Consider the following 19,074-nt stretch of genomic DNA (forward strand, 5'->3'; position numbering starts at 1 on the left):
TGGGCATTAATCATCGAGCGGACAGGGCGCAGGCCCGAATGCCATTTCCCAAAAGCGCCGCTTAGCTCCCTCCGATTCAGCCGCAAGTGTATTCTCGGCTTCCTGCCCTTCCGGAATGAACTCCAACATTGTTCGGACAGCCAGGACCAAAGAAGAAATGTTGCCGTTCAAACCTTTTCGACAGAGTTCCAGATAGGCCGCTTCAAATCCTTCGAGGCGGGTAGTCGAACCATCTTGTCGACGAGCCTTAACCGGCTCATTGAGAATTTCCGCGTACCGGGCCAGGTATTCGGTCGAGTTCTTTGGGCGCCCCTTCGGGTTTCCGCTCTGCCCGGGTTTCCATTGATGTTCTTTGGGTGGTTTTCCGTACCCGACGCTATCGTCGTCAGTCATTGTTTGCCTCCTCATTCTCGTCTGAGTGGTTTTCTGCACACAACTGATGGAAACGCTCGATGGCGTCAGTCACATCGACCGGTTCGATTACCTGCTTGTTACCACCCGCCATCACGATGATCTTTTGGGAAAGCGCGATTGCGCGGCGATCGCCTTTCAAAGCCTCTTGTTTCAGGCGGTACATCAACGCCTCGCCAATGGGCACCTTACGATCCCTCCCTTGCACCTTGATCCTTCGGTCGAGTACGCTTTTGAGGGTCTCGTAGAGTGTCTTCTGTCGGCGTGGACGACCCTTCTTGTTTCCCGACTGCCCCTTTTTGAACTGCCCATTCTTTGGCGGTTTCATGTAGCCGGTCTTGTACGGTTCCAACTTACTCATTGTGAGGCCTCCATGCCGGTCTCAACGAGAGAACACCGAGTACGGGAAACTTCATGAAAGGTCTGTCCTGAAGCCTCAAGAGTGGGTGTTTGCCCGGTTAGCTTTTCAAACCGCAAACAGGTTACATCGCAATACGCAGGTTCCAGCTCCACCAGCCTGGCTCTACGACCAGTACGTTCAGCAGCCAGCAAGGTTGAACCAGCTCCGCCAAAGCCATCCAATACGACCTCCCCTCTTCTGCTTACGTCTCTTAGTGCGTCGGCAATCATAGCCACCGGTTTCACTGTTGGGTGCAACTCGAGATCCGCTTGATTTCTGCCAAAAGAGTTGACGCCGGGATACTCCCACACGTTGGTGCGGTATCGCCCTCTCTCCCCCAAACCGAAGTTGTTCCTGTGCGGGGCACGCCCATTTTTATAAACAAAGACAAGCTCGTGCTGAGAACGATAAAAACTCCCCATGCCAGCGTTTGTCTTTTTCCAAACGACAAGGTTCTTGAGCTCCGAATACACTTCTGCACCTGCGAAAAGCAGCTCGGGCAAGTGCCGCCAATCCATGCAGACAAAGTGAATTGCACCATCGCTGCTGACCCTTGCCATGTTTCGAAGTGACGAAATCAGGAAGTGCTTAAACTCGTCTGAGTTCATTTCCCCCGAAGCCATGGCAAACTCTTTGTGCTGGATTTTTCCGCCACCACAAACGTGTCCGTCAATCTTCACATTGTATGGTGGGTCGGTAAACACGACCTGCGCTTTTTCGCTCTTCATCAGATCGCCATAGGTCGCTGCGAGGCGCGCATCGCCGCACACCAACCGATGTTTACCAAGCAACCAGATATCCCCTACGCGGGTAACAGGATCACCCTTTGGAACAGCTGGTGGACATTCATCATCGCAAGCTTCATCTGCTTCCAGCGGCTGTAGCAAAAGGTCGATCTCAGCTGTTTCGAACCCAGAGACCTCCAATTCAAACTCAAGCTCAGCCGACGCCAGCGCCTGAAATTCAATCGCAAGGATGTCTTTGTCCCAGTCGGCACATTCCGCGATCCGATTGTCTGCGATCACGTAGGCTCGCAACTCATCCGGGCTCAAACTTGAGATCTCGAGCGTTGGCACCCGGCTCATCCCAAGTTGCTTAGCGGCTTCAACCCGACCATGCCCCGCTATGATGACACCTTCCTCAGTGACGAGAACCGGGTTTACAAAACCAAATGTTCGGATCGAGGCAGCAATCTGCGAAATCTGCTTGGCTGAGTGTGTTCTCGCGTTTCCTGAGTATGGTCGCAGCTCACCAACTGATAGATACCTAACATCTCGCGCAGGCATCTCTCCGTCACCGGTTGTTCGGATTTTTGAATTGGGGTTTTCCATTTCGGAACTCCTTTATTACCGCCCTTAAGAAGAGCGGCCTCTGGCCGCTCAATTTCAAAGCGAGTCCAGAAGGTTACGAGAAATGGAGGCCGAACCTTTCGAGGTTCTTTGCAAAGGGCCAGATTACTGGCACGAGGCAGGTAGGCCTCCCCACCCGCCACTTCGCAGCGAACTGACACCAAACGACTTCGCACAGTCTGTAGGTTTCAGCTCCGCTCCTTCTAAAAAATCGGCGTGCAACGCATTCATTGCCCGTCTGTTGCTCGACGTAGCCGTCTCTTCAGGAACACATCCTGGAATAACTCAAGAAGCTAAAATATTGGTTTACTTGTCGCCCGATGAATGTGTGCCAACTACTCTGGTTCAAATTCATCGAGAAGGTCGCTGCAGTTAACTTCTAAAGCAGAGGCTATTCGATCTATGTCCTCAATGGTTGGCAATGCTGTTTCGCTTTCAATCAGGCGAATTGTCTTGCATTCCAAGCCCGAATGATTGGCAAGCTCCGCTTGTGACCACCGCCTTTGTAACCGCAGTAATCGTAAATTTGAGCTGAGACGCGATCGAATTGACATTGATCCCGGATAATCCAGCTCTGGACAAAAAACCACAGACGATCAGTGACATTTAGGTGGACTTTGGAGGCCAAGGAAGCATTCATAAATTCAACCTTAGATAGAAAGGAAAGATATTTGCTTCCCCACGCATTCTCTTCAGAAAAACTGTTTCCAACAGATACTGTTTCAGTTCAGAAGTTTGTCGCCTTTGTTCGGAACTGCGGTCTTCGACCAGCCCCGCTGCCAGTAGAGTTCTTCTATGCGTCTCTTCCCCTTTGCGTCATAGACGCAGTGTATTCGATCGGTGTTACATATACCTCTACGCGGAACACTGTTGTTCGGTTCTGCGAAAACCAAGAATGGCAGTTTTCAATCGAACAGTCACAGCCGCGACTTCAAGGAGAGCACAAGGTGAGCGAGCTGCTAACGCTCTTCGAAGGCCTTGAAGAGATTGAAGCTGCGGACACATTGTTCGGAAATCGCCAAAGAACCTCTACTCGATCCGGCATCCTCAAGTCGGAAGCCGTCCGATTGTTTTGTCTCGCTTTGGTCAGTTCCGGCATTGAGGACTTCTCTGATATGGATGAAAGCAAGGTGGCCAACGCCGCACACTGGGTGTCTCAAATTCCCGGACAGCGAAGCGGTATTTCATTCGACTATTTTCAAATGCTTGCAGGCAATGACAACTTGATCAAGCCTGACAGAATGGTGCTTCGTTTCATTGCCCGGGCGCTAGATTGCTCCCCAAACGTCGTGTCACCCGAAACGGCCCGTGAGCTGCTCCAACTAGCTACGTTTTCGCTGAAATCCATCGATCCAAACTGGACGCCCCGCAAACTGGACTATGCCATTTGGAGCTTTGAGCGCGCACAGTAAATTGCGCGGCAACACCGGCTGGTTTGGCAGAGGCAAGACTCGCCTCTTGAAACAGGTTTCAAACGATGGGTTCCACAACATCTTTCAAGTGTTCCTTATCTTGGTGGCTTTTCATGGGAACTCTTCGCAAAGTGGTCGTCTAAAGTGGTTCCCGATATTTGAATGAACCAAATGCAACTATCCGCCGTTCCCAGTGACGCCTGCGAGTCCGAAACCAGAATTGCAGTTTTCCCGCTTTGAGCAGAAAGAAACAATGCACTTGGCATGAACCCGGAACATCTTGATTCCTGAGGCACAGTAGGCCTGGATATGGTGTAACTACATTGGTAGAAGTTTTGTTATGCAGCATAAGAATCACGGATTTCACTTCATCGACCTTTTTGCAGGTATTGGAGGACTTCGAATAGGTTTCGAGGCAATTGGAGGAACCTGTGTATTCACCAGCGAATGGAACAGGTATTCTCAGGAAACCTATCGCGAGAATTTTGGTGAAGAGCATCCCATCGAAGGTGACATCACTGAACTGAGTGAAGAGGTCATTCCGCCGCATGACGTACTCTTGGCGGGATTTCCCTGTCAGCCGTTTTCTATAGCAGGTGTGAGCAAGAAGAACTCTTTGGGGAGAGCGCATGGCTTTCTCGATGAAACACAAGGCACACTATTCTTCGACGTTGTGAGAATCCTACGTCACCATAGGCCGCGTGCATTTCTTCTGGAAAACGTTAAGAACCTTCTGTCGCACGACAAGGGCAACACCATGCGCATTATCTTACATGCCCTGGACGAGTTGGGTTATGAAGTAGATCATAAAGTTATCGATGCGCGAAGCTGGCTTCCACAACATAGAGAACGGATTTTCATCGCGGGCTTCCGCCGTGATGTTCCTACGAGTTTTACTCTCGATGACGTGATAATTCCAAAGCCCCCGAACCCACGGCTTTCTGAAATCCTACATCCCGAAGATGGAAGCGAGCGTGCCGAACCCCCTTACACGTCCGGTTCAGCAGCGCTGGTCAATGAGAAGTACACTCTGTCCGACAAGTTATGGGCATACTTGCAAGCCTATGCAGCAAAGCACAAAGCTAAAGGAAATGGCTTTGGCTTCGGCCTTTGCACCCCCGAGAGTGTCGCGAGAACTCTAAGCGCCCGCTATCATAAGGATGGTTCTGAGATCCTGATAGCACAGCCAGGACGCAACCCACGACGATTGACACCACGTGAATGCGCACGGCTCATGGGCTTTGATCGCCCGGGATCCAACAAACCTTGGAAAATACCTGTCTCAGACACCCAAGCATACAAGCAATTCGGCAATGCAGTCGCAGCGCCGGTTGCCGTCGCAATTGCTGAAGCAATGGCACCTTGGATAACCAATACAGTATCAATCAAGTCTCGGAGAAACCTGCTTGCCTGAAAAACGCCAGCCAATGACACGTTCCGAGATGATGGGAAACATTGGATCGCGTAACACCAAGCCAGAGATGATCGTTAGACGCGGTATTCACAGGCTAGGGTTTCGGTATTCACTTCACAGAAGCATAGAAAAATGCAAGCCCGACTTGGTTTTACCCAAGTATCGAGCTGTGATTTTTGTCCATGGCTGCTTCTGGCATGCACACCAAGGATGCCATTTCTTCCGACTGCCCAAAACACGAACGGATTTTTGGAAGAAGAAACTTGCTGGCAATGTGGAGCGAGACAAGAAATTCAATACCATGCTGATGAATTCGGGATGGAGAGTGTTGACCATTTGGGAATGCGCCACCCGAAACCAAACGCAAGAAACACTTGCAGAGCAGATCGCCGCATGGTTGCGCAGCGATGAAATTTCAGGCTTCATGCCAAGCGAATTGGAGCGACTCAATTGAAAGAGTTGCCAAATCCATTGAATGCAATACCAGGACGAACAGATGAAAGATCTTATCAATGAACCCGATGCAGAAAGACTGATTTTCGGTCTTCGTGATACAGGATACAATGTCAGGACTGCAGCCGCAGACATCATAGATAACTCCATTGCAGCCCATGCCGACGAAATCAATGTGGAAATCGTCCTCCACGAAGACGGGCGAAAGCTCGTTTACTTTGGCGACAACGGCAGTGGCATGAATGCAGAAAGTCTGCACAGCGCAATGCGTTATGGCGCCCCGGTTAGGGAAAACCCGGAAAGCCTTGGCAAATTCGGTCTTGGTCTCAAAACGGCATCCAGTTCTGTTTGCAAGAAGTTTACGATCATTTCTAAAGCCTCGACTGAACAGCCGCTCGCTAAACTCGCATGGGATCTCGACCATGTTGCGGCGCAGCGGCGCTGGGAAATGTTGCAAGAACCTGTAACAACAGACGAAGAAGAGATGTTTGACGAGCTCTGCGGCCAAACCGGCACACTCGTTGTATGGGAAAAGTGCGACCGCATTCTTTCAAAAGAATACGAGGCTGGAGGTTCCAAAGAACAGGCTGCAATTAAGCGTCTTGCAGACGCGATCAGCAAGCACCTATCGCTGGTATACCATCGTTTTACTGACAAGTCCGACAAGCGAGAGCGCAATCTCGATATCTTCATCAATCAAAGCCCGGTTGTCCCTTGGAACCCCTTCTATCCTAAGCGATCAGAGCAGGTTCTGCAGGAAAAGAAACAAGCGCTACTCATTGAAATGCCAGATGGATCTGAACAAAAGGCTACAATTAGAGCGTGGATACTCCCCCACCGCCGCGATATGACCAAAGATGAAGAGAAGGAGTTTGCTCGGATAACCAACCGAGCTCAAGGTTTCTATGTCTACCGAGAAGGTCGTCTCATTCAGGACGGAGGATGGATGGACGTTTTCGGCGCGCCGGAACCACACACATCGTTGCTTCGAATAGAGTTTGACTTTGGACATGAGCTTGATGACGCTTTTCGGATCGACGTTAAGAAATCGCGCATCCTATTTCACCCCGATCTTGAAGATGGATTGAGAACGCTTCTGCAACCTATCTATCGCGAAGCGGGAAATCGCTATCGACGGCAAAGCCGAGCACAGGCAAATGCAAATAATGCTGTCGACCATGCAAGCGCAAACAAGAACATTGCCAGCACCTCCAATGCAGACAAGGCAGTTGTTACATCCGTTGACCCAGAAAAACAGCTTGCTCAGGTCTCGAACAATATGGGGCCTAAGATCCGGATAAAGTCGCCAGTCGAAAACAACGTGAGTTCAGACCATCTACACGTTCACGCGGTGGAAACGATCACCAGTGGAGAGCTTTGGCAACCTGCGTTCCATAGCTCATCTACCGATGGGCATGTACCTGCGGTTCATCTGAACAAGCATCACGACTTTTACCAAAAGATATACCATCGGGCAGCAGCAAACGGGTTCGCCATTGAAGGTATGGATCTGCTTCTATGGGCTTTTTCTGCAGCAGAACAAAACAACACGAATGAAGAGCTTGCCCCTATTTTTGAAGACATTCGATCGGAAATCTCCAACAACCTGCGCAAGCTTCTTAGAAACTTGCCGGACCCTGAGCCTGGCGAACTGACCGATACCAAAGGCGAGTGATGATTGCGTCAAAAAGGGACCTCATTGTCGCAGAGCTCGAGGAGGGCACAGGAGCTGAAATTGCGGTGTCTCTGGACAAAGGCGGGCTGCGTTCGGCCATGCGGATCTGGTTTGATGATCTGGATGAAAAGAACGGACCCGTCGCCCGCATTCGACCTCACGGTTTAAAGGCTCATCGTGTACAGCTTTCGTTCGGACACTTTTCCGGCGAAATCATCCGGCAAATTCGCAAAGCCTCCAACGAAGACGTACAACTGGCAAGGGCATTGGTTAATTCCATAGATCCTTCGGTTAAGGTTTCCTTCGGAGATCAACCGCAGGAAAAATGGCTTGTCGAAAACGGTAGTTTCCAAATCGAAGCCACAATCCGACATGTTCTCAGTGCAGACACGGACGAAGCGGTTTCCCGGACTTGCAGAGAAGTAATTGTTCCTTTGATGGCTGCTATGGCCGAATTGATAGGATACGATGTTGTTGAAGAAGAATTAGGCACGAACGGCCCCGTCTTAGAAGGTGGTCTAAAGCCAACTGTCGTCAACCGGCGCGAACGCAACCCTCGAAATAGATTGCTCTGCATTAGATTGCACGGTGAGAAATGTGCTGCTTGTGGATTTGAGCCTCGAGAACGCTACGGAATAGCAGGTGGGACAATAGAAGTTCATCATCTTGAACCGCTTGGGAACCTTTCCACATCAAAGCCATATGATCCAGCAACAGATCTGGTCCCACTTTGCCCTAATTGTCACAGAGCCGTACATACCAAGCGCCCCATCCCTTGGTCTTTGAGCGAACTTCAAGATTTAATGAAAGATACAGATGGTTGACTTAAGTTCTCTTCCAGAGCGATTTTCCGAACTACGGAATTCGATCCCTGACGGCTACTCAGTCTCGGAACGCCTGGTGGACCCCGTGGTACTTTTGGATCGTGAAAACACTCGTATTGTAGCCCGTCTTGGCGGCGTGAGAACGGTAAGAGGAAAGAGATTTGAGTTGCCGGCGCCCAGCAATAGGCATGCTTGGGTTGTTGATGGAAAGGTCATTCGACCTATCCCGCATGACTCTGTTTCCCTGCTGAATGAGATTGTCGGCGAACACGATCCGACAGATATACCATTCAGCGCGGCTCTTCGAATGATCCGTTCAAAAAACGATGAAATCCAAGCCTCTCCTTCAGAAGCGATCATGATTGCTGGAAAAGATGCTGCCGAACAGGACAATGCACCGCTGTGCATTCCAGGACTGAACGCTGACCTTTTCCCATACCAGTCTCGCGGAGTAAAATGGATGTGGGACACGATATCTCGAACTGGAGGCCTCATCCTCGCGGATGAGATGGGACTAGGCAAGACACTACAAATAATTGCTCTTTTGCTGGTAGAGCAACCAGCGACACTATCGCCCGCGCTCATTCTTTGTCCAACCAGCTTGATTGCAAACTGGCAGCGGGAGTTCGAGAAATTTGCTCCGTGTCTCAGTGTTCTAGTTCATCGAGGCGCCCATCGAACTGGCGTGGTCAGCGGCCTTCAAACTGCGCAAGTAATCATCACAACCTATGATACCATGGTGAATGACATTTCCTTAATATCTTCACTGGATTGGTCGTGGGTTATTTGTGACGAAGCTCAAGCGATCAAAAATCCAGATTCAAATCGCAGGAAAGCTATTGCAAGTATCCCCCGTGCCAAGTCCATTCCTGTAACCGGTACGCCCGTGGAAAACTCGCTTCTGGACCTTTGGTCTCTTGTGGATTTCGCGATCCCAGAGCTTCTTGGCGACCGTATCGAGTTCGAAGAAGAATACCCTGACAGCATAGATTCTGGCAAAAACCTTGGCCGTTTGACCGACCCTATCATCTTGAGGAGGAGAGTCGCAGACGTCGCCGACGATCTTCCAGAACGAATAGACATCGATCTTCCACTGGAGCTCGATGAGAAACTGATAGATCACTACGAACAGGTCAGGTGCACCACCATGGAGAAGTACCCTGTGGCAGGAGCGCTCGTGGCAACACTTCAATTGCAGCTTCTATGTGCACATCCTTGGTTGCGCCACAAGGTAGGTGCGGATGAAGAAGACGCGGAACTATCCCCTGCAGCGGAAATGCCCCTGATCACCCCCAAAATGGAGCGTGCGGTCGAGCTACTTGGTGAGGCGTTTCGAAACCGCCGCAAAGTAATCGTGTTTTCCCTGTTTAATCGGGTCGGAGAACTGTTGCAGGAAGCCGGGGCCGACCTTCCGAAGGCATTTTGGGGGGCAATCAATGGATCAACGCCGCAAGAAGACCGCCAAAGCAAAATTGACGAATTTGCAGAATACGACGGACCGGCTTGTTTGGTTCTGAACCCAAAGGCCGCAGGAGCTGGGCTAAACATCACGGCCGCGACGGTTGTCATCCACTTTACCCCCGTATGGAACCCCGCACTCGAAGCTCAAGCCAGTGCTCGGGCTTATCGGCGAGGGCAAACCGAAACTGTAACCGTGTATCGGCTCTTCTACAAAGAAACGGTGGAAGAAGTTATGATGGACCGTTCCGAATGGAAAAATGAACTAGCTAATGAAACAGTTCCTACTTCCACAAGGGACACCGAGGATTTGAAACGCGCCCTGGAAATTACACCGAGGAAAAAATGAGCCAGCAGACATTCCGAAAAACTCTGAGCGCCAATGACGTTGGAAGCACTGGTGGGCACCAAGCAGGGATCCACATTCCCAAAGGTGAGAAAGAACTTCTGAAAATCCTCCCGTCTTTGGAACCAGGAATCAAGAACCCGGACGCATGGCTCGAATGCGTAGACGATGAGGGACAGAGGCTTAGATTTCGTTTCGTTTACTACAACAACAAACACCATGACGAAGGAGGAACTCGAGACGAGTATCGGGTTACTCATATGACAAGTTGGTTCCGCGACGTCGGGGCAAGAGAGGGAGATGAATTTGAAATCACAAAAACGGAAGATAGCTCCGTCTATTCTATCCGTATTCAGCAAAAAGCCATTCAGGAACCCGACGAAGGACAGGAAGGTGTCCGCATTCGTTTGAATAGTTGGCGCAGAGTCCATTGATCCTGTCAAAGTTCCATTCAGTGAGGGCGTGAAAGGGTTGAAATCTTGATCCTCGGCGCATCTTCAACGTCGACGTATCCTTCAGCCCGAGCCCTCTCAAGAAGGCCAACAGCTATGATCGCCTGTTTCTCGGACGGGAGCTTTGCTGGAAGTAGGCCACAAGTCTTCAGTATGCCATCTTCCTTGGGGCTGAACATTCGTTTCTCAGCCCCCCAAGACCGCAGGCGTTTCCAGCAATCTGCCCCAGCCTCTACTACATTTGCCTGCGCTTCAATACCGGAAACAACCGCTTCATTTTTTCTGGAATCCCTTTGATTTTCTTGCGCTTCTTCTGGATCGACAAGGCAACTTGATACTTCGGGGCCATAGTCAATTTTCGATCTCTGTAACGCTGCCCAACAGGCTTGTTTCTTTGCCCATTCCGTGATGTTGTTGATCCCTTCCTCGGGGCGAGTGACAACCTCAGAAGCGGCTTCAGCCGCAAGAAGTAATCCATCATTTAATTCTCGGGAAACTGATTGACGTCGCCAGACTGCATCCAAATCAATAACTTTTTCAGCATCATCCACATCGATTGCGAACTTTGAAATCGCATAGGTAATAATATTTGCGCGGTACCCCCCCGGATACCACGGCTGTTTCGGAACAGTTTTTTCAAGATGCTTGAAGATAATGATCTTGGCCACAAGCCGTCGATACCAAATCTCGTCAAAGCGCTTGCTGTTACGATCCCACTCCTTTCCTATTTCCTGCGCGAAAACGCCGAAGTTTTTTTGTGCTCCCTTGCTGACGGTATCTGGGTACTGTCGGAAACTCATCTCTACTTTGGCAAGGTCGGTTTTTACAAAGAGCTGCGCTCTAGGATACTCCATATCAAAACGTCGCCTTTCAGCTGCTGATAGCTTGGCCCTTTCCACCTGGTACTGCCCTCTTGCTCGCTCGTAAAACCACTTGGTTTCCCTATTCGTACCTTCTGCAGCCGGAGACAGAACTCGACGCGAATACGACTCGATACGCATGTGGAATGGGTGGTTCGAAAAGAAGTCCGCTGCACTCACCTTATTCTGACTATTTGCATATTTCGAAATGTTCGGAACAATATCTTCTGAAGCATCCGGCGGAACAATTGTCAGCTTCATCTGTACATAAACTTGAGACAACGTTTCCGGCGAGGTGCGCTTTGCGGCATGAAGCGAGGCAGTCGTTTGGCCACCGTTGACCACTTGCAGATTGACCGCGGAAAGAATCTTCAAACCGTCAGGCGAATGTTCGACTTCAATGCTATCAGCAGTCGCCGAAAGCCCATTGTTGTAACTGAAAAACATTTCCGGTTCATTTTTGATCGTGTCCCTGATCCCCCGGTTAACGGCCCCCCTTGCCTGAAGAAAGCTACGGACATTTGACTCAAGAAGACGCGCGCCCCATTTATCGTAAATTTCGGCTAGCTGCTCACCGTTGATGACCGCGAGATAGCTATCAAGTTTTTCATCTTGTGTAGAAGCCTGCAGAGCGGAAATGGCTGCCCCGAAGTCCTCGCGAAAATTCACGACTATCTTCTCTCTTGCATGACCAGATGTTTCATATCTGTGAAACCGATTTAGGTCCCAAATATTGTATGTTACGGGGATGCCCGAAATTTTCCCTGCCAAAACCGCATCCGTTCGAGCACTGTAGATCGCATTGGTGAGCAGGATTAGTTTGACCTTTGTCACTGACGGCCACGCCGACGAAATCAACTTGGCCACACCGAATTCAGCGCTCCCTTCAACCAAGCCCTCACGGAAGGCTTTGCGTCGCGAGGCAGCCACAAAATTGATCAAATGGCCAAAGTACTTCTTGGCCTCTTGGTTATTCATTTTGTGTAGCCCGCCATCGGGCAGAAAATTGCAGACAATGACACTGAGAACGCCTTCTGACTCCCGTGGGTGTCCTCCAATCCCGTCAATCCGCACTGTTTTTCCGGAATTGCTACCAGCGAACTCTGCGCGATCCATCGTTGCAATTTCGCCTTCGGTTTCCAATCGACTAGCCATCCACTCAAAGAACGCGTCGGCTTCAGACACCCCTCCTTGGTTGGCTTCCTGACGTACTTCCTCCAAGAGTGACGAATTGAAATCGGATAAATCTGTCATTTTGTGCCCACGGCCTAAATCAATAAATCTCCAGCACTAGGATGGTGCCTTTCCAAAATCAGAATGTATTCGAAAACACTGAAATTCAATAATTTTTCCAACATCTCATCCCCCAGAATGACGAAACAGGAACCTGATTTCCCCAAAGCAATACGCATTAGTCCTTCAAGAGCACCGGCTATTCTTGACGCTCCCTCGATGCTTGGCCCAATATACAGTTCGTATTTCTATGAGGAATTTCCTATGCGACGCAGTCTAATGATCATGGCACCACTGTTAGTAACGTTGACCACTGGCATCGCCTTCGGCCACGATTTGAGTGAACACATGAGCGGTGAGTGCGAGTTCATTCAATCAGAAGTCAATTTCGAGGAGCTTCTTGCCTCACTTCAAAAAGGCCAAGAGCCCTGTATTCTAGTCACGATGACACCGTTGGCTTCCGACAAACGTGTCTTCCTTATTCAAGAAGGTGGTCAATTGATATGCGAAAACGAGTTTGAGCCAACAACTCGCCGCTCAGTGATCCCGAATAGTGTTCGGCACCTGCACATAAGTCACCTTCACAAAAGCAGCGAATTGAAAGACGGTGAACTGATTGTGAGATCGTGCGGTTTGGCTCATGTTGAATGAATGAGTTGGCGTTTAGTAGTATCCACGACCTACCCAAATCGCCAAAGCCTCCGCCATTACTCCAACAACAACAAATGAAACCGGAAGCGCTTGCGCGATAGCCTTTTGGCGTTTGAACGAAGTTTCAAAATCCTCAATGGCCAATTGGCTTTTGGCAATCTCTTCCGACAACGTTTTTAGGAGTTCCTCGTCAACCTTTGATAAACCTTTTTGGTTTGTTCGCTTGGCGTTCTCAGTTTCATACTGGTGTTCGCTCAGCTTTGAGTTGGTTCCGACCAAGGCGAGTGAAAGCATTCTATACCGTGCGCTCTTGTCGATAATACTGCTCCGAACATTTACGAGATAGTAAGCTGCCATCAAGATTGACGCCGCAATAAGGAACCCAAAAATCACGAACTCACCATTTGATTTCAATGAGACCTTGGCACCAACAATCGAAACCTGTTGGACGTCCAATACAGCGATGCAAACCGTCACGAAACACACAAACAAAAAGCTATTTCTGCTTCTCTCTAGATCCTCGTTAAGCAAATTTCCGACATCAAGTTTTTCAAGATTCTCGTAGAACCCATTCATAGATTTGCGCACCAGATCAGGTGTTAGAACTTCCATACAATATTTCCTTTTGGCAAATTCGAAATTGGCAATGCTGGCACGTAACATTGTATCGCAGCCATCATCTCGAACAAAGCCTATGTCCATTTGGCGAATTCTCTTACCAATTCGCGAAATCCATGTTCCGGCTTTCTCTATCCCAAGTCTAGCTAACCTACGCCCACAAGACAGGGAGAAGGTTGTTCGCACAAAGGGGCATATTGACTGCGAAGAGGGGGCTATCGAATGGCTCCCGACCGCGTAGTTTTCCTTAATCCAGGGCATTGAAACTATAGCGACCAGCTATTGGATGCCGGAGATCCCCCAAGGCTAGGATGCCTTGATCCCGCGATGATTTCACTTCTCCCGAAACCCGGCGGGCAACATCCCTGAGGAGGACACCCATGCACAAGAAATTTCTTAGCTCGATGGCAATATTCGCAATGGCTGCGACGCAATTGGGCGCCCAGGAAACTGGTTTCGGTCCCGAATATACGAAGGATGGATCGGTCGTTCGCCCGGTAGACTGGGAGACATGGGTCTTCGTTGGGTCACCATTGACCCCAAATGCCCTGAACGGAGGCCAGGCGAGCTTTCAACAGTTTCATAGCGTTTACATAGAACCTGAGGCCTTCGAGCATTTCAAAAGAACCGGCGAGTTCGCAAATGGCACACAGTTGGCAAAGGTTCGAACACATCTCTATCGAGGGGACGATTGCGGTGATGTCGATGCCGAAAATGGCTCGTGTCAGGCAGTTTCTGGTCGGGGGTACTTCAACGGAGAATACTCCGGTTTCGAGTTGACCGTGAAAGATACCACCCGTTTCGATGACCCTGGCGGATGGGTTTACTACAACTTCGGGGAAACCCCGGCAGAATGGAAAGAGTCGGCTCAACCATTTCCTGCGGCGTCCTGTAACTCCTGTCACGCATCAGCAGCCGCAAACGACTTTGTCTTTACCCAGTTCTACCCTGTGCTTAGGGCAAGCGAGCCGCGTGTTTCCGACAGCCGCCCCAAAGCAGGTTCGACAACCAAGGCCGCCGTTGAGCAATCACAGTCGGAGCAGCAACCTGCCGTCGATAGCCCTCTGCCGACTGATCGAGACAGTTTGTTCAAACACCTGCAGTCTGGTGAATACAAGACAATGGGCCCTGCGGAAGAAGCAGTGCACCCTTCGGCCGGCCCACACATCACTCCGGGTATGCCGGTAAAGGTGTACTTCTCAGATGCATTGGCTCAATCTCTGGCGGGCAAATTCAAGCAGCACCCAAAGGGGTCTGCAGTTGTAAAAGAGCTATACAACGATAGTGCCACCGAAGTTACTGGTTGGGCGGTAGCAATAAAGACGGACGAGGAAAGCGCGAACGGCCGGGGCTGGTTCTGGGTTGAGTTCCTTTCCACAACAGATCCATCCAAAATCTACGAGAACGTGATTGGAAACGGGGTTAGTGAGTGCACCGGATGCCACCGTGGAGGTCGGGATTTTGTGATCAGCCGGCTTCCATAGTATCGGCGAGCAGTTCTGGAGTTAGTCGGAAATCCGAGTAACTCCGGAACAGGCGAACGTGAGATCTCTTGGTGAACACCGTGCATCGAACCTATAGCGGCCACCTATTGGTAACTCTTGTTTCCCCTCCCCACCTCATGAGCAAGTAAAATGGGAGAGAACACGTGAACTATCACAAATCCGAAGACGCAATTGCCAACCTCTCGCCTGAAGAGTTCCGGGTCACACAGGAAAACGGCACCGAACGACCCGGCTCAGGCAAGCTGCTCTACAACAAGGACCCGGGCATCTACGTCGATGTCGTCTCTGGCGAGCCTCTGTTTGCCTCGTCCGACAAGTACGAGTCAGGCTGCGGCTGGCCAAGCTTCACCAAACCGATCGAGACGGCGCATGTAACCGAACATCACGATACCACCCACGGAATGGTGCGGACGGAAGTGCGCAGCAAACATGGTGACAGCCACCTGGGCCATGTCTTTCCGGACGGTCCGATGGATCGTGGCGGCCTGCGCTATTGCATCAATTCGGCAAGCCTTCGGTTTGTGCATCGCGATGACATGGAGGCCGAAGGATATGGGGCTTATCTGGACCAGGTTGAGGAGATCTAGAATGACGGAACGTGCAGTTTTGGCTGGCGGATGTTTCTGGGGCATGCAGGATCTGATCCGCAAGATGGATGGCGTTGTCTCGACCCGAGTAGGCTATACGGGCGGCGATGTCGCGAATGCCACCTACCGCGACCACGGCACCCATGCCGAGGGGATCGAGATCGTGTTTGATCCCGCGCGGATCAGCTATCGCAAGCTGCTGGAGTTCTTCTTCCAGATTCACGATCCGACCACCCCTAACCGTCAGGGCAACGACCTTGGCATGTCCTATCGATCGGCCATCTACTTCACCAGCGAAGACCAGAAGGCCATCGCCCTGGACACCATTGCCGACGTCGATGCCTCGGGTCTCTGGCCCGGCAAGGTGGTGACCGAGGTCGAACCCGTGGGCGATTTCTGGGAGGCCGAAGACTGCCACCAGGATTATCTCGAGAAGAATCCGAACGGCTATACCTGCCACTTCGCGCGCACTGACTGGGTGCTGCCAAAACGGGAAACCGCCTGAATGCCAATGTGACGGTCCAGAAAAACTGGACAATCAAGCTTGTTCTTTTGAAAGGAACCTCAATGCAATTTGGAAATCTACACAGACTTGCGCCAGAGCTTCGCGTAGAGACCTGGATCGGTTCAGATGGGAAAGAGCTAATACGTCCGCTCAAACTAGCCGATCTTGGTGATGGCTATAAGATTATCTTCTGCTTCCAACACTGGTGTCCCGGGTGTCACTCGCGAGGGTTTCCCACCCTCAAGAAACTACACTCCAGCCTCAAGTCCAAAAACGTTGGCTTTGCTGTAATTCAAACCGTGTTCGAGGGAGAAGATGTCAATACTGTCGAAAAACTCCGGCTAAATCAGGAGCAGTACTTCCTGAAAATGCCGTTTGGTCATGATGTCGTCCAGGATGGCGACCAGTACCCTAGTTTCATGGCAGACTACAGAACCGCAGGAACCCCTTGGTTCACCGTGATCGACCCGTCCGGAGCCGTCGTTTTTGCGGACTTCAGGCTGGATGCTGATCGCTTGCTGGAGGCCCTTGGCGAAGAAAGCGTCGACATGCATCGCGTCCCGGACTCCTGAACCCTGCTTGAAACAGTTTTCGTTCACGAAGTGTTCAAGCTCTTCGCCACCCCACAACGGTAGGGTGTTCACAGCCAACTGACAAAACGCCCGATCCGTGAGCCTTCATCGGCTCACGGCCCTGGAGCTCAGACAGGAGAAACAAATGAACCTGGAATTCACCAACACTCGCTTTGATCCCGATCTCGTTGAGTTTCATAGCATCGCCAGGCAAATGGCAAAGTCAGTTGGCTATACGGCCGGCCTGTCTATCGACGGCCAGGTAGCGCAACTGCTTCGCCTGCGGGTAGCCCAGATGAACCCCTGCTCATACTGCCTGATCCTTCATACGAAGGCCGCGCGCGAGCAAGGAATAGCGGAAGAGAAAGTTGCGCATCTCGCAAGCTGGAGACAAAGCTCGATGTTCACAGAAGGAGAACAGGCCGCGCTGGAATATTGCGAGGCGCTTACAGACTACGACCACATCGTACTGCCCGACCTTCATGAAGAGTTGCTGGAGTACTATGACGAAACCGCCATTGCAGAAATCGCTGCTGTCGTCATCAACATGAACCTATGGACACGCCTGAAGCTCGCACAGGGCGCGACGCCGGTTGTAGCTTGATGGAACAGGTAGCCTTTGGAGGCGGCTGCCATTGGTGCACTGAGGCTGTTTTCCACGCCATTCGAGGGGTCTCGGAAGTTGATCAGGGCTTTGCCGCGTCACTGGCCCCGGATGACGCGTTTTCTGAAGCGGTCCGGGTAACCTTCAATCCCGCCGAAGTCGCTCTGGAAAACCTGGTACGTGTACACCTTGCAACCCATGCCAGCACGGCCAAACACAGCATGCGGGGAAAGTACCGGAGTGCAATCTACTGCCTGAGCCTTTCTCAGGCTCAACAAACAAATAGAATTGTGAAGGAGATCACACAGGAAACAGGTACGGAATTCGTGACCCGGGTCCTTCATCTTGCCGGCTTCAGGCACTCCGACGAACGGTTCAGGGAATACTACAAGACTGATCCGGAGCGCCCGTTCTGCCGCACCTACATTGACCCTAAGCTCGCACTGCTACGCCGCAACCTTCCTGAGCTTTTGAAAGATCGGGTAACCACATGACGTCAATTGTAACTATCATCGTACTGCTGGCCTTCACCGCCTATTCCCTGGCCAGCAAAGCAATTGGACGGACGATCCTGACGTTGCCAATCTTATTCACAATGCTTGGCCTTGCACTATCCACTCCACTTGAACAAATCGGGGAAACTGCAGCCGTTCACGAAGGCAAGCGAGTATTGGCGGAGATCACCTTGATCCTCGTCCTGTTCGCGGACGCGAGCCATGTCAGATTCAAGCAGTTGTCAACGTCGTGGAGAATTCCGGCGAGGATGTTGATCGTGGGTATGCCACTTACCATTGCATTGGGAACGATTGTGGCCCTGGCTCTGAATCCGGCCTCAGGCGTGGCGATGGCGATGCTGACTGCAGCTGTTTTGACGCCCACAGATGCCGCTTTGGGACAACCTGTAGTAAACAGCTCCGAAGTCCCGGAAGATCTGTCGCAGTCAATAAACGTGGAGAGCGGCCTGAATGATGGCCTTGCCCTTCCCTTCGTACTCTTCGGCGCTGTTTTGGCGTCTGCTACACACGCAGGTGACGAGCAATTGGTCCACCTGGCCTTCGAGGCGCTCCGCGAGATCGTTCTCGGCCCGCTTGCAGGAATAGCCGTCGGCTGGGCTATTGCAAAACTCCTCGACTGGGCTCAGGGAGCAGATCTGACAAACGAGTCCGCGTCCGGCCTTGTTTTTCTTTCTTCGGCCTTCCTTGCCTACGCAGTGTCAGTCTCAATTGGCGGGAATGGTTTCATTGCTGCCTTCGTAGCAGGCATGACATTTGGCAACACTTTCCGACACAACATTCACTTTATCAGTGAGTTCATGGAAGGCGCAGGCCAACTTCTGACGATGGCGTCATTTCTCGCCTTTGGAGCATTCCTTCTACCTACAGGAATTGAGCACATGCAGGTCACGACCGTAGTGCTGGCCTTGCTGTTTCTCTCTGCAGTACGTGTATTGCCTATCTGGCTCTCCCTTTCGGGATCCGGTCTCAAGCTTCCGGAAAAACTCTTTCTGGGATGGTTCGGACCACGCGGGCTGGCTTCGATCCTCTTCACGCTCATCATCATCGATGAATTTGATTTTCCAAACGAAGCTGAATTGCTTGCATGTGTTTCACTAACGGTAGGGGCGTCGATTTTACTGCATGGTTTCTCAGCGGCCCCTCTTGCAAGGCGAATTGGAAAGTAGGGCGCCCGCCAGGATTGGCCCACTGCTATGTTTCCTACTGTCCCGAACTCTACTCATTTGGCAC

Annotated in this window: 21 protein-coding genes; 15 read left to right on the forward strand and 6 right to left on the reverse strand. The window is 51.1% G+C overall.

Features of this window, described 5'->3' with window-relative positions:
- Window positions 1-6: 6 nt before the first annotated feature.
- From ABWV42_RS08545 to ABWV42_RS08560, 4 genes are all read right to left on the reverse strand, one after another.
- Window positions 7-393, reverse strand: a complete 387-nt coding sequence (locus ABWV42_RS08545; protein WP_353339751.1) for a DUF5681 domain-containing protein — start codon at window positions 391-393, stop codon at window positions 7-9.
- Window positions 386-772, reverse strand: a complete 387-nt coding sequence (locus ABWV42_RS08550; RefSeq protein ID WP_353339752.1) for a DUF5681 domain-containing protein — start codon at window positions 770-772, stop codon at window positions 386-388. Before ABWV42_RS08550 ends, ABWV42_RS08545 begins: the two co-directional genes overlap by 8 nt.
- Window positions 769-2,142, reverse strand: a complete 1,374-nt coding sequence (locus ABWV42_RS08555) for a site-specific DNA-methyltransferase (RefSeq protein WP_353339753.1) — start codon at window positions 2,140-2,142, stop codon at window positions 769-771. Before ABWV42_RS08555 ends, ABWV42_RS08550 begins: the two co-directional genes overlap by 4 nt.
- Window positions 2,143-2,495: 353 nt before the next feature.
- Window positions 2,496-2,714, reverse strand: coding sequence for a helix-turn-helix domain-containing protein (locus ABWV42_RS08560; protein WP_353339754.1), 219 nt, complete (start codon window positions 2,712-2,714; stop codon window positions 2,496-2,498).
- Between the two features lie 45 nt (window positions 2,715-2,759).
- Here ABWV42_RS08560 and ABWV42_RS19695 point away from each other — a divergent pair, with 45 nt between their 5' ends.
- From ABWV42_RS19695 to ABWV42_RS08595, 7 genes are all read left to right on the forward strand, one after another.
- Window positions 2,760-3,572 (forward strand): DUF8548 family protein, encoded by an 813-nt coding sequence (locus ABWV42_RS19695; protein WP_502930956.1) that lies wholly within the window; start codon window positions 2,760-2,762, stop codon window positions 3,570-3,572.
- 340 nt (window positions 3,573-3,912) lie between these two features.
- Complete coding sequence (gene dcm, locus ABWV42_RS08570; RefSeq protein ID WP_353339756.1) at window positions 3,913-4,986, forward strand: DNA (cytosine-5-)-methyltransferase; 1,074 nt, start codon at window positions 3,913-3,915, stop codon at window positions 4,984-4,986.
- Window positions 4,979-5,440 (forward strand): very short patch repair endonuclease, encoded by a 462-nt coding sequence (locus ABWV42_RS08575; RefSeq protein ID WP_353339757.1) that lies wholly within the window; start codon window positions 4,979-4,981, stop codon window positions 5,438-5,440. The genes dcm and ABWV42_RS08575 overlap by 8 nt, the downstream gene beginning before the upstream one ends.
- A gap of 42 nt (window positions 5,441-5,482) precedes the next feature.
- Window positions 5,483-7,114 carry an ATP-binding protein gene (locus ABWV42_RS08580; RefSeq protein ID WP_353339758.1) on the forward strand — a complete coding sequence of 544 codons (1,632 nt, stop codon included), beginning with the start codon at window positions 5,483-5,485 and terminating at the stop codon, window positions 7,112-7,114.
- Window positions 7,114-7,938 (forward strand): HNH endonuclease, encoded by an 825-nt coding sequence (locus ABWV42_RS08585; RefSeq protein ID WP_353339759.1) that lies wholly within the window; start codon window positions 7,114-7,116, stop codon window positions 7,936-7,938. The genes ABWV42_RS08580 and ABWV42_RS08585 overlap by 1 nt, the downstream gene beginning before the upstream one ends.
- Window positions 7,931-9,745 carry a DEAD/DEAH box helicase gene (locus ABWV42_RS08590; RefSeq protein WP_353339760.1) on the forward strand — a complete coding sequence of 605 codons (1,815 nt, stop codon included), beginning with the start codon at window positions 7,931-7,933 and terminating at the stop codon, window positions 9,743-9,745. The genes ABWV42_RS08585 and ABWV42_RS08590 overlap by 8 nt, the downstream gene beginning before the upstream one ends.
- Window positions 9,742-10,176: an EcoRII N-terminal effector-binding domain-containing protein gene (locus ABWV42_RS08595; RefSeq protein WP_353339761.1), complete on the forward strand. Its 435-nt coding sequence runs from the start codon at window positions 9,742-9,744 to the stop codon at window positions 10,174-10,176. Before ABWV42_RS08590 ends, ABWV42_RS08595 begins: the two co-directional genes overlap by 4 nt.
- A 17-nt stretch (window positions 10,177-10,193) precedes the next feature.
- Here the strand turns inward: ABWV42_RS08595 and ABWV42_RS08600 are convergent, their stop codons facing one another.
- Window positions 10,194-12,308, reverse strand: a complete 2,115-nt coding sequence (locus ABWV42_RS08600; protein ID WP_353339762.1) for an AIPR family protein — start codon at window positions 12,306-12,308, stop codon at window positions 10,194-10,196.
- 117 nt (window positions 12,309-12,425) lie between these two features.
- Between ABWV42_RS08600 and ABWV42_RS08605 the strand changes: the two genes are divergently transcribed.
- The gene (locus ABWV42_RS08605) at window positions 12,426-12,938 is read left to right on the forward strand and encodes a hypothetical protein (protein WP_353339763.1); all 513 of its coding nucleotides are present in this window, start codon (window positions 12,426-12,428) and stop codon (window positions 12,936-12,938) included.
- A 12-nt stretch (window positions 12,939-12,950) separates the two neighbouring features.
- On the opposite strand, the gene ABWV42_RS08610 is transcribed toward ABWV42_RS08605, so the two are convergent.
- On the reverse strand, window positions 12,951-13,550 hold the full coding sequence (locus ABWV42_RS08610) for a hypothetical protein (RefSeq protein ID WP_353339764.1): 600 nt from the start codon (window positions 13,548-13,550) through the stop codon (window positions 12,951-12,953).
- A 386-nt stretch (window positions 13,551-13,936) separates the two neighbouring features.
- Here ABWV42_RS08610 and ABWV42_RS08615 point away from each other — a divergent pair, with 386 nt between their 5' ends.
- The 7 genes from ABWV42_RS08615 to ABWV42_RS08645 all read left to right on the forward strand — a co-directional run bounded on the left by ABWV42_RS08615 (window position 13,937) and on the right by ABWV42_RS08645 (window position 19,010).
- On the forward strand, window positions 13,937-15,040 hold the full coding sequence (locus ABWV42_RS08615; protein ID WP_353339765.1) for a cytochrome P460 family protein: 1,104 nt from the start codon (window positions 13,937-13,939) through the stop codon (window positions 15,038-15,040).
- 164 nt (window positions 15,041-15,204) lie between these two features.
- Window positions 15,205-15,648 (forward strand): peptide-methionine (R)-S-oxide reductase MsrB, encoded by a 444-nt coding sequence (gene msrB, locus ABWV42_RS08620; RefSeq protein WP_353339766.1) that lies wholly within the window; start codon window positions 15,205-15,207, stop codon window positions 15,646-15,648.
- 1 nt (window position 15,649) lies between these two features.
- On the forward strand, window positions 15,650-16,153 hold the full coding sequence (gene msrA, locus ABWV42_RS08625) for a peptide-methionine (S)-S-oxide reductase MsrA (RefSeq protein WP_353339767.1): 504 nt from the start codon (window positions 15,650-15,652) through the stop codon (window positions 16,151-16,153).
- An 8-nt stretch (window positions 16,154-16,161) separates the two neighbouring features.
- Entirely contained in the window at window positions 16,162-16,725 is a 564-nt protein-coding gene (locus tag ABWV42_RS08630; protein ID WP_353339768.1) for a peroxiredoxin family protein, read from the forward strand.
- A 145-nt stretch (window positions 16,726-16,870) separates the two neighbouring features.
- Window positions 16,871-17,329 (forward strand): carboxymuconolactone decarboxylase family protein, encoded by a 459-nt coding sequence (locus ABWV42_RS08635; RefSeq protein ID WP_353339769.1) that lies wholly within the window; start codon window positions 16,871-16,873, stop codon window positions 17,327-17,329.
- Entirely contained in the window at window positions 17,281-17,823 is a 543-nt protein-coding gene (locus tag ABWV42_RS08640) for a peptide-methionine (S)-S-oxide reductase (protein ID WP_353339770.1), read from the forward strand. The genes ABWV42_RS08635 and ABWV42_RS08640 overlap by 49 nt, the downstream gene beginning before the upstream one ends.
- Complete coding sequence (locus ABWV42_RS08645) at window positions 17,820-19,010, forward strand: cation:proton antiporter (RefSeq protein ID WP_353339771.1); 1,191 nt, start codon at window positions 17,820-17,822, stop codon at window positions 19,008-19,010. Before ABWV42_RS08640 ends, ABWV42_RS08645 begins: the two co-directional genes overlap by 4 nt.
- The last annotated feature ends 64 nt before the right edge of the window (window positions 19,011-19,074 follow it).

The organism is Pelagimonas sp. KU-00592-HH (genome assembly GCF_040369695.1).
Lineage (GTDB): Bacteria > Pseudomonadota > Alphaproteobacteria > Rhodobacterales > Rhodobacteraceae > Shimia.